Here is an 11883-nt window from a genome sequence, read left to right on the forward strand (position 1 = left end):
TATGCCCTTAAGCCACCTTTATTTGTTTGGTACATTGTCACGCCGGCGTCTGGTAACAGGCGTCGGCATACTTTGTTTTTTTGTGTGCTTTCATTTTCAGCAGGCCACTGCCCAAACCATGGCGGTAAAAACAAAAGAATGGAAGAAAGAAAACATTTTTACCCGGTATTTGCAACCAGCCGTTTTTTCATTATCAAAAGTAATGATGCATGATGTGGTAAACCCACCAGCCGCTGCCCGTTATTATGCCTATTGTATGCTGGGCGCGTACGAGATCATTTCCCAGCACGATCCGTCAATGATACCACTGGGCAATTTCCTGAATCAATATAAGCGGTCTGCTATCCCCATGCCTTCAAAACAGTACGATCATCGTATTGCAGCTATTTATTGTATTATGGAAACGGGCAGGCTGATGCTGCCTTCAGGTTATCAACTGCAGGACGACGAGGCGCGGTTTATTGCCGAACAACAGAACACAAAGGTTTCCCGTGCTGTAATTGACAGTTCGGTTGCAGTGGGTAGTTACCTGGCGGCCCGGATAGTAGAGTATTCCAAAACCGACCGGTATGGGAAGTTAAGCGCCCAGTTACGTTATACTCCCGTAAAAGGCGATGCATATTGGTATCCAACACCCCCTGCTTATATGGAAGCGGTAGAGCCCAACTGGAAAACCATCCGGCCGCTGGTAATAGATTCCTGTAACCAGTTTGTTCCATTGCCACCCGTTACCTTTAGCAAAGACAGCAACAGCGATTTTTACCGCCTGGCCAAAGAAGTGTATGATGTTTCTGTAAAACCCACGGCCGAGCAGTTGAACATCGCTTCGTTCTGGGATTGCAATCCTTTTGTGGTGGCTACGTCGGGACATATGTCAATCGGGTTTAAAAAGATCAGCCCTGGCGGCCACTGGATGAACATTGCCGCCATTGCCGCGCAAAAAGCGAATCTGAGTTTTGCCGAAACCATCACGGTGCAAATGCTTACCGGCATCACCATCATGGATGCCTTTATCAGTTGCTGGGATGAGAAATACCGCTCTAACCGCATTCGCCCGGAAACTTATATCAACCGTTACATCAACCTGAAATGGCAGCCCTTGCTGCAAACGCCGCCCTTCCCCGAATACACCAGCGGGCATAGTGTGGTGTCAACCGCCGCTGCAGAAGTGCTTACGTATCTGCTCGGCGATCAGTTGATGTTTACTGACAACTCAGAAGAATTGTTTGAAATTCCCGCCCGTTCATTCGCATCCTTCAGACATGCGGCTGCCGAAGCGGCCATCTCGCGCCTGTACGGCGGCATCCATTACCGCGATGCCATCGAAAACGGACAACAACAGGGTAAACAGATCGGTAGATTTATCGCAGGCCGGCTAAAATCGGCCGGCGTTCAGCCATTAAAGCCCTGATGGGTTCTTTTACAATTCGTAACTTTAATGCATGGATGCCGACATTCATACTTTATACGAATCTGATTTTTACCGCATCATGGATTTCCGGTGCCGGTGTACCGATTGCCGTACCTCAAAACCGGAATACAATGCCACTTTTTGCATCAGCTTTGTGCGCAAGGGGAATTTCCTGTTCAACGTTTTCCGGCGTTCCCTCGATTCATATACCGGTTGCGTACTGGTAACCAAACCCAATTACGAACGCACGGTAACCCACACGCACGATGTACCCGACGAATGCACCATCTTTGAATTTAAAAAGGATTTCTTTGGCTCCCTGCTCGAACATTATGGCGGCATTCCCTTCTTCCAGGATAACGACTGGCATTCCACGCTCATTAAAACAAGTGCAGAAACGGAGTTCCTGCATTTTCACATTGTAAAGCTGGTGCTTACCCGCTCGGGCAGCAAGCTGCAAATAGACAATGCCGTAATTGAGGTGATTGAAAAAGTGTTGAGTAATATCACCGATTACAAACCAGACCTGAAGATCAATCCGCGTTTAAAGAAGAATCATTTGATTACACTGGAAAGGGCCAAGGAGTACATGGCCGATCATTTTACTGAAGATATTTCCCTGCTGCAGATTGCCACACATTGTTATGTAAGTCCTTTTCATTTCAGCCGGTTGTTCAAAACCTTTACATCGGCTTCGCCGCATCAATACCTGTTGACACTCCGGCTGAAGAATGCCGAGTTATTATTGCGCAATACCACACAACCTATGGCCGATGTTGCCTTTACTTCAGGTTTTAATAGTGTAGAACATTTTACCGCCGCTTTTAAACAGAAATATAATTGTCCGCCTGCTACTTACCGGCAACAGGTTGAAGCACCCACCTTAAAATAGCAGGATTTCTTAAGTCATTTGGCCAATGGCGGAATAGCTTTGCCGGAAACATAGCATCATGAATAATCAATTATTGTTAACAGTCGAAAATTCAAAGAATTACACATTACAGGTGGCCAATGCCATGCCCGACAAGGAGTATCATTACAAACCGGCAGGCGCCGGGTGGGATTTTGGCGAATTATTAAACCATATCGCTTATGGCATCCAGTGGTGGCAGGATAATTACATCACCGGTAAGAAAACGGATTGGGATCCGCCAAAAGTAAAAACAAGTAAAAAAGAAGTAGTAACCTGGCTTACCAACGCTTACGATACGTTGCTGAAGACCATCAAAAATCAGCCCGGTAATGAACAAACCGGCAACGGTGTGCACGCTACGCTCGATCACATCACGCATCACCGTGGCCAGGCGGTTATTTATTTAAGAACCTTTGGCGTAGAGCCACCGGAATACACTTATTAGTGTAAGCCGCCGGTCACCGGTAGCTGCCTATTGCCTACTGCCTTTCCCCTTGAACAACATCATAGCCAAACCAAACACCAGGAAACCAGATCCGGTATAGACATTCAGGTTATTTCCATAACCACTCATCCATTCGTTCAACAGCAGGATCACCGAAACAACGGAAAAGAACAGGCCTATGACAAATTGCAGATCGTTTAATTTTTTTAACATGACAACAATGTTTTGTTAGAAGAAAATAAAGTTCAGCAAAAGAGTAATTACTATAAGTACTATGCCCAACGGTACCACCCGCAAATACCATTTTTGCTGGTGGTATTTGGGTTTTTCTGTTAAAGAGTACACCAACCCTTTTAATTGTTCATCAGGTTTGGGTTTGGTAAGCAGGCTTACTATAATGGCCGTAAAGAAATTGAAGATCCAGGAAACGCCGGCAACAATAAATGCCTGTCCCATGCCGCTTTTAATGGGATACAACGGCGCTATCCAGCCGCCTTTGCCTTCGGCAATGGTAACACCATGCGTAACAGCGGCAGCAAGGGTGCCTGCAACCAGCCCCCAGAAAGCGCCGTGCCCGGTAGTGCGTTTCCAGAACATACCTAACAGGAATGTTGCAAACAACGGACCATTCACAAACCCGAATACCAGTTGCAGAAAATCGTTGATATTATTAAAGCTCTTGGCAATGTAGGCAGTGACAATGGAAATAAGAATACCCACCACCGTAACGGCTTTTCCTACCAACAGGTAATGCCGGTCGCTTTTGTTCTTTACAAAATACGACTGATAAATATCGAACGTGAATACTGAGTTAAAGGCAGTAACGTTACCAGCCATACCGCTCATAAAAGAAGCGATCAGCGCTGTGATGCCCACACCCAGAATACCGGTAGGGTAGTAGTGCGCAATCAGTGAAGGCAGGGTCATGGTGTAGTCAAGTTCCCCGTTGGCGGCCGTGGGAATACGATACCCCTTTGATGCCAGGGCCGGTTGCATTAATGTAATGGCAATGACACCAGGTAACACCACAATTAAAGGCATCATCATTTTGGGGATGGCGGCAATAATAGGTGTGCGTTGTGCATCGCCCATGTTTCTTGCTATCATGGCCCGTTGCACCACCAGGAAGTCGGTACACCAGTAACCAAACGACATTACAAAGCCCAACCCAAAGATCAGCGACATAAAATGCAGGCCCATCGGATTATCGTTGGCGTTACCCATGTATTTCCAGGCATGGGTCATTTCAGGTTGCAGCAGGTGCTTGACATTGTCCCAGCCACCGGCATCCTGCAACGCAATTATAACCAGTGGTGATAAACCTAATACGATCAGGAAGAACTGTAATACTTCATTATATACTGCGCTGGTAAGACCGCCCAGGAAAGTATAGACCATTACAATGCCGGCCGATACCCAAATGGAAATATCGAAATCCCAATGCAGGATGGTTTCCATTAATTTGGCCAGGGCATATAAAGAAATGCCCGACGAAAAAACAGTCATAACTGCAAAGGAGATGGCGTTCAACCCTCTTGTTTTTTCATCGAAGCGAAGAGAAAGATATTCAGGAACGCTGCGAGCGCGGCTTCCATAATAAAAAGGCATCATAAAAACACCCAGGAAAACCATGGCGAAAATAGCGCCCACCCAATAAAAGTGTACGGTCATAATGCCATACTTGGCCCCGGAAGCAACCATGCCGATCACTTCCTGTGCACCCAGGTTGGCGGAGATAAAAGCCAGGCTGGTGATCCAAAGTGGAATACTTCGGCTGCTGGTAAGGAAGTCGTTACTTGATTTGATTTTCTTTTTAATCAGGAATCCAACCCCAATAACAAAGATGAAATAGACCAAGATGATCAGGTAGTCGGCAAAATGTAGGCTCATGCGCAATCGTTAACTGTGTGATAGCTAGTTTCTACACGCAATATATTTCTTTCATTTCATTAATATGATTGCAATCATGTTTTAGTGTAAATATTTACGAATACGATTGCGAGGGAAGGCAGCCGGCAAAACGGCAGACGGCAGAAGGCAAACAGCCGCGACGCGGCGAACCCTTCTCAATGCTATCAACCCTGTCGACTTGCAACTACATAGTAGATTCTCTCTCAATTAATACAGAGGGGATTACAACCCGCTCCCGCCTCAAGTCAAACGTACTTTTCTCTATTCCCTTGAATAGCAGTGTAGCAGCGGCTTTACCGATCTCAAAAGCAGGTTGGGTAATGGTGGTGAGCGGGGGATTCAAAATAGGCGCGGTATCTAATGTGGCAAACGCAATCACTTTAAGATCATGGGGAATGCGGATGTTCAGCTCGTGACAGGCGAGGTAAACCGGGGTAACAATTTTCTCTACTGAAGCGATCAGTCCGTCGGGGCGGTGGCCACTTTGCAGTAATGATTTTACCTGTTTATACATGCTGTCATTATCAGTGCAGTAAACGATCTGCTGATCGGTTTGGGGAATGCTGGCTTTATTCAAAGCCGCTTTAAAGCCATTTATTCTGTTTTGAAGAAGGGGCAGGCTTTCTGAAACGGAAATGAAAGCAGGTTTATGACAGCCTTTTTGTAGTAAAAGATTGGCAGCCATCAAACCACAGTCAAAATCGTTGGTAGTTACCCTCGCTGTTTCAGTGCCTTCCTGTTCCCGGTCGAAAAAAACAACGGGAATATTATTTGCCTGCAACTTATTGATATGGTCAGCCGAATTTGTTTCGCTTGAGATAGAGATCAATACCCCATCTACGCGACCGCTTGCGCAATCCTCTAAAATGGTTTTTTCATTTGCGAATTTCTCATGCGATAGATATATAAGTACGTGATAGCCTTTGGTTTCAGCAACCGATTGAATACCGTTAATGGCAAGGGAGAAAAAATTATCGGCCACTTCGGGCAGCACTACTGCAATGGTTTTACTTTTCTTGCGGCGCAGGCTGCTGGCATAGGGGTTAGGTATATAATTTAACCGCGTAGCCAGCTCCATTACTTTCTTTTTAGTTTCATCACTGATCTCATAACTATCGCGCAATGCCTTCGAAATAGTGGAAACTGATAGTTGCAACTGGTCGGCCAGGACCTTTATATTTACTTTACTCATTGAAGAATTACCGCCTTAATTGTTTGTTTTACAGACTGTTTTATCATGCAAAATGCTGCAATCTCTCGCAACCGTTTTCGTAAATAAAGTTAAATGAAGGCTAACAATCTTTAGCAAAAAAGTTGAACTTAGTTCCAGAAACTAACACAAGTCATAAATTATTTATAAAACGATTGCTATGGCTACTCCTGGTAAATTCACAGAGAAAGAGATCAATCCGCTTGGAAGTTTGGACGAATGGGAAGATGATGTACTGCAACGTTACCCCGATCCCGATTCAATAGTTAAAGACAAGACAAAAGAAGAATACCGGAATTATGACGATCCCGCCCGGGATACCGTAAAGGAATTTTACCGGTTGAACCATACTCATCAAACGTATTCATTTGTACAGGAAAAAAGGAAGGAATTCTTAGGGTTCAATCGTAAGGAAATGAGTGTTTGGGACGCGTTTAATTTCCTGAACCAGCTGGTTGATGATTCTGACCCTGATACAGATCTTGATCAGTTTCAACACCTGTTACAGGCTTCCGAAGCCATTCGCGCTGACGGGCACCCCGATTGGATGGTACTGACCGGTTTGATGCACGATATGGGTAAGGTACTTTGCCTGTTTGGCGAACCGCAATGGGCCGTAGTGGGCGATACATTCCCCGTTGGTTGCGCTTATTCCGATAAAATAGTCTATCCTGAATTTTTTAAGAACAATACCGATTACACTGATCCTGTTTTCAGCACTAAACTAGGAGTATATACGCAGAGTTGCGGCTTGCGCAATGTAAACATGTCATGGGGACATGATGAGTATGTATACCAGATGTTAAAGGACTATTTGCCCGAGCCTGGCCTTTATATGTTACGCTACCATTCATTTTATGCCTGGCACCGGGAAGGCGCTTATGACCACCTGTTAGATGACCATGATCGTGAAATGCTGAAATGGGTTAAGTTGTTCAATCCATATGACTTGTATTCAAAAAATCCTACACCACCAGACTGGAAGCAGCTTAGGCCGTATTATGAAGATTTGATAGCTAAATACCTTCCTTCTACCATTAAGTTTTAACATTACTCCACCCTCGAACTTTATCCACTCCTTGTTTTATCAGCAATGATCAAATGAGCTGGCCTTGTGTGCAGTTTACTGATCGGCGCGTGTATCGTTATGCAAACACAATACTCAGGTATGTTGTGTGTGTTTTTATCGGCTTACATTTAAATGTATCAGGTACACTTAAACTCTCTTTAAGAAACTGAATGGAAGATTAATTCACTTAACCTAAAACTTTTGTTATGAGATTGCTTTGTCAGTCGCTCCCGAAAGGTGCGGGCATTCACCTGTTGCTGCTGCTTTTGATATCGCCGCTTTGTATGCTGGCGCAAAACTCCCAAATGACCGGAACGGTAAGAGATTCATCGGGCCATCCTATGGCCGGGGTTACGGTCAGTGTAAAAGGAAAGAATATGATAACCAGTACAAAATCGAATGGCGCCTTCGCCATCCCTGCACAAAAAGGGGACGTACTGGTTTTTAGTGGTGTATCACTCGACAACCAGGAAATTTCTTTATCAGGTACAGAACCGGTTAATGTAACTATGCACAGCGCTGCAACGGTTATGACCGACATTGTAGTGGTTGGTTATGGTAAATCTTCGCGAAAAGCGTTAACCAGCGCCATTACCACTGTTAAACCCGAAGATCTGAACAGAGGCGCCATTGCCGATGTTGGGCAGTTATTGCAAGGTAAAGTGCCGGGCCTGAACGTCACCGCCAGTGGTGATCCCAACAGACCGGCTGCCGTGATTGTACGTGGTGCATCAACCATCAATAGTCCTGGCGGCCCCTTCTATGTAGTAGACGGCGTTCCCGGTGTTGATATCTCGGTTATTGCGCCTGCCGATATCGCTTCCATGGACATTTTGAAAGATGCCGCTGCAACAGCCATTTATGGTAACCGTGCTGCCAACGGCGTTATTATTGTTACAACCAGAAGAGGTAAAAGAGGACAGCCCCAGGTTTCTTACAGTGGGTTTGTAGGCCTTGAAAAAGTGTCCAGCAGGCTCAAAGTGATGAATGCCGGCCAACTGAGAGATTTCCTGTCAAAGAACAACCTGGCCTTTACACCGCTTGATGACAAAGGCGCCAATACCGACTGGCAAAAAGAAATACAGCGCAATGAAGCCGTATCAACAAGCCACAACATTTACCTCGGTGGCGGTGGCGATCATGGTACCTACAGCGCCAGTTTGAACTATTTCAGCAAGCCGGGGATCTTAAAGAACAGTAATCTGCAACGTATCATTGCCCGCCTGTCTGTTGAACAATTCTTACTGAACGATAAATTGAAATTGGGGCTTAACGTTACCAATTCGAATAATAATGCAGATGATATCCCTTACAGGAATACGGTACTGCTGCAATCAGCTACCTATCTGCCTGTGTCGCCTGTAAAGAACCCCGATGGTACTTATTTCGAGAACTTTACCAAAACAGGTTATTACAACCCGGTGGCCATGATGAACCATAGCCAGCAGAACAATAAATACAACAACCTGTTGGCCAATTTGACTGCTCAGGCAAAACTGCCCTTTGGCCTTACTTACGACCTGAACGTGGCGTACATCAACAACTCGAATTTATACGGTTCTTACCTCGATAAATATTTCACGAGCAATTATAATGGCATGTATGACAATCCTGACCCCACAACCTATGGTCATGGATTGCAGGCGTTCGGTACAAACGGACAGGCTACCCGCCAGGCTTACAGCAATTCGAGCAAGATCCTGGAAACATACTTTACGTGGGATAAAGTTATTGGAAAACATAGCGTGAATGCGGTGTTGGGTTACTCCTGGCAGGAAAATGTAAACGGTGATGGCTTCCAGGTAACTACGTATAACTTCCCTGTCGACAATATAGGATACCAAAATCTGGCCTTAAGCAATCCGTATGCTTATTCAACCCGTATTGGATTGGGAGCAGATGGTATTTATCAAAAGATCAGGTTGATCTCGGATTTTGCCCGGTTGAAATACAATTACAATGACAAGTATTTTTTACAGGCATCATTAAGAAGGGATGGCAGCTCTGTATTTGGTGCAAATCATCAATGGGGGTATTTTCCTTCAGTGGCTGCAGCCTGGCGCATAAGCGAAGAAAATTTTATGAAATCGCAAGATTTGTTTAGCGATCTGAAATTGCGGGCAAGTTATGGTGTTACCGGTAACGCCTTTGGTTTCGGCGCTTATACGGCACAATTCATAATGGGACCCCAGGGTACTTATTATTATAATGGCGCACAGGCCGCAGCATATGGCCCCATTGCAGCTGCTAATCCCGATCTGAAATGGGAGCAAATTGCTACCTCCAATATAGGTGTAGACTTCACTTTGCTGAAGGGTAAGCTGGGTGGTTCAATTGATGTATATAAAAAGCGAACAACCGATATGATCTATAAGTACAATGTCGATCCTATTCTGGTTCCTGTTGGTTCTATCGTTGCAAACGGTGGCATCATGGATAATAAAGGGATCGAACTGGCGCTCAGTGGTACTATTGTTTCAAACAGTAAGTTTACCTGGACGAGCAATTTGAACCTGGCGCACAATGACAACAAGATCGTCAGTTTAAAGAGTCCCCTGTTTCCGGGTGGCGACTCACTGGCTGTAGGTTTTCCTGAAGGCGGCGGTCAGTCGGGTGCTTCGCTCCAACTGTTAAAAGAAGGACATCCGCTTGGTCAATTCTATTCCCTGGATTATCAAGGTAAGAACGCTGCTGGTATCTCCCAATATTTGGCCCAGGATGGAAAAACACTGACCACCAATCCGCTGCGTGGAACTGATTATCATTACCTCGGAAATGCGCAACCTAAATTGTTACTGGGTTGGACCAATAACTTTAAATACCAGGATTTTGACCTGAACATTGCCTTCCGTGGTGTATTCGGCAACAAGATCTTCAACGCTACCCGTGCAGACCTGTTTCGCCCCAGTACCGCGCAATACACCAATATTCTGGTTGATGCAGCTGGCGAATCAACCGCCGATATTAATGCCTACAAATATTCTTCCCGCTTTATTGAAAGTGGAAGTTATGTACGCCTCGATAATGCCACTTTGGGTTACAACATGAAACATCTGGGGCCTTATATTAAATCCCTCAGACTGTATTTGACCGGAAACAATTTGTTTGTAATCACAAAATTCAAAGGGGTAGATCCTGAGGTGAACCAGGGTGGTATAGCGCCGGGTATCGATTACAACAATTTTTATCCAAAAACCCGTACGCTCTTATTTGGAGCAAACATCTCCTTTTAATTTAACCAGCAAAATTGAGAATTATGAAAAAAAGACTGATCTATATAGTTGCTTCTTTGATGGCTGCTGGCGTAATGGTTTCTTGTCATAAAGTAACCGTGAAAGCAACCACGGAATTGACGCCAGATGTATACCCACAGGATTCTGCTTCCTTTATCTCCGCTTCAGGGCCCGCCTATGTAGCATTGAGGGGTAATGTGGCTGCAGAATACTTCTTTCAGCAAACATACAGTACCGATGAGGGCATTATGCCTGCCCGGGGCGGTAACTGGTACGATGGCGGCCAGAACATGGAAATGCACTATCATACCTGGACAAGGGATAATGGGTATTTAAATGGCAACTGGTACTGGCTTTCTACCATTATTGGGGTAGTGAATCAGGAGTTATCTATCCTCGGTAAAACGCAGCCGGCAGGTACGGCCAAAGACAGGAACCTTGCCGAGCTGAAAATGGTGCGTGCCCTGGCTTATTATTTTATGATGGACAACTGGGGTAATGTACCCATCGATACGGTATATGGCGATTTTGCACCGCGTGATAAATCACCCCGGGCCGATGTCTTCAACTTTATTGAGAGTGAAGTAAAAGCAGCGATCCCTTTACTGAGCACCGACGTGAATGCTTCCACTTATGGCCGGTTCACGCAATACGGGGCCTATGCGCTGCTGGCCAAAATGTACCTGAATGCAGAGTATTATATTGGCACTAAAAAATACAACGAGTGTATTGCCGCCTGTGATAATGTTATCAATTCAAATAAATACAGCATAACCAACAGGGCCACTTATTTGCAGTCGTTTTATCCTGCTAACGGGCCGCTGTCCGCAGGAAGTAAGGATGAGTTCATTTTTGCCATTCCTTATGACCCTACGTTCACTAATACTTTTCCTTTCCGCAGCAACAACTACCATGCCCGGTACGATGTGCCACGGTCGATGGGTAAAGTGGCTGCAGGAGCAGGCTATAATTACTTTGGTATTCCTTACACACCGGGCGCCCCGGCAAGTACCCTGCCTGAGTTCTATGCTTACTTTAACGATGCTGGTGACATCCGCAACAAGCAGTGGCTGGTGGGCAAACAAACCCTGCCCGACGGCGTAACACCGCTTACGATCACTACCACCAAAGCGGGTTACGATGCCATTACCTATGCAGGAGATAACACCCCTTATACTTATCAGTTGGACCTGACGCCGAATATTGTATTGCGCCAAAGCTCCACTTCATTCGATTGCGGAAATGATGAAGTGGCCTGGAACATGGGATACCGTAATATCAAGTTTTACCCTGATGCCACTTCTGCCACCCGCGATCAGAATAATGATATTCCTATTTTCCGTTATTCAGACATCATATTGATGAAATCAGAGGCTATTTTGCGTGGCGGCACGGCTACACTTGGAGCAACCGCTTTATCGCTGGCTAATGATCTGCGGGCAAAACGTACCACAACGGCGCCATGGGCAACCATTACGCTGGATAGCATTTACAACGAACGCAGCCGTGAGTTTGCCTGGGAAGCCTGGCACCGGAATGACATGATCAGGTACGGTAAATATGAAGGCAAATGGGGTTTCAAAACAAACGCAGATGCGTATCGCAGAATATTCCCGATCCCAACCAATGCGTTTGCAGTTAACCCTAAACTGACACAGAACACAGGTTATTGAGATAATTAGTTTTAGGAA

Annotated in this window: 9 protein-coding genes; 6 read left to right on the forward strand and 3 right to left on the reverse strand. The window is 45.4% G+C overall.

Going from position 1 to position 11883, the window contains the following annotated elements:
• The first annotated feature begins 1 nt into the window (after position 1).
• The 3 genes from NIAKO_RS35830 to NIAKO_RS35840 are packed head-to-tail and all read left to right on the forward strand — an operon-like array spanning position 2 to position 2769.
• Entirely contained in the window at positions 2-1411 is a 1410-nt protein-coding gene (locus NIAKO_RS35830; protein WP_014223410.1) for a vanadium-dependent haloperoxidase, read from the forward strand.
• A gap of 31 nt (positions 1412-1442) precedes the next feature.
• Entirely contained in the window at positions 1443-2303 is an 861-nt protein-coding gene (locus NIAKO_RS35835; RefSeq protein WP_014223411.1) for a helix-turn-helix domain-containing protein, read from the forward strand.
• Positions 2304-2361: 58 nt separating this feature from the next.
• Positions 2362-2769 carry a DinB family protein gene (locus tag NIAKO_RS35840; protein WP_014223412.1) on the forward strand — a complete coding sequence of 136 codons (408 nt, stop codon included), beginning with the start codon at positions 2362-2364 and terminating at the stop codon, positions 2767-2769.
• A gap of 27 nt (positions 2770-2796) precedes the next feature.
• Here the strand turns inward: NIAKO_RS35840 and NIAKO_RS35845 are convergent, their stop codons facing one another.
• From NIAKO_RS35845 to NIAKO_RS35855, 3 genes are all read right to left on the reverse strand, one after another.
• On the reverse strand, positions 2797-2982 hold the full coding sequence (locus NIAKO_RS35845) for a hypothetical protein (protein WP_014223413.1): 186 nt from the start codon (positions 2980-2982) through the stop codon (positions 2797-2799).
• Positions 2983-2997: 15 nt separating this feature from the next.
• Complete coding sequence (locus NIAKO_RS35850) at positions 2998-4659, reverse strand: sodium:solute symporter family protein (protein ID WP_014223414.1); 1662 nt, start codon at positions 4657-4659, stop codon at positions 2998-3000.
• A gap of 205 nt (positions 4660-4864) precedes the next feature.
• Positions 4865-5872 (reverse strand): LacI family DNA-binding transcriptional regulator, encoded by a 1008-nt coding sequence (locus NIAKO_RS35855; protein ID WP_014223415.1) that lies wholly within the window; start codon positions 5870-5872, stop codon positions 4865-4867.
• Positions 5873-6050: 178 nt separating this feature from the next.
• Here NIAKO_RS35855 and NIAKO_RS35860 point away from each other — a divergent pair, with 178 nt between their 5' ends.
• From NIAKO_RS35860 to NIAKO_RS35870, 3 genes are all read left to right on the forward strand, one after another.
• Complete coding sequence (locus NIAKO_RS35860; RefSeq protein ID WP_014223416.1) at positions 6051-6938, forward strand: inositol oxygenase family protein; 888 nt, start codon at positions 6051-6053, stop codon at positions 6936-6938.
• A gap of 227 nt (positions 6939-7165) precedes the next feature.
• Positions 7166-10192: a SusC/RagA family TonB-linked outer membrane protein gene (locus tag NIAKO_RS35865; RefSeq protein WP_014223417.1), complete on the forward strand. Its 3027-nt coding sequence runs from the start codon at positions 7166-7168 to the stop codon at positions 10190-10192.
• Between the two features lie 23 nt (positions 10193-10215).
• Complete coding sequence (locus tag NIAKO_RS35870) at positions 10216-11865, forward strand: RagB/SusD family nutrient uptake outer membrane protein (RefSeq protein ID WP_014223418.1); 1650 nt, start codon at positions 10216-10218, stop codon at positions 11863-11865.
• Positions 11866-11883: the final 18 nt, after the last annotated feature.

The organism is Niastella koreensis GR20-10, from assembly GCF_000246855.1.
Lineage (GTDB): Bacteria > Bacteroidota > Bacteroidia > Chitinophagales > Chitinophagaceae > Niastella > Niastella koreensis.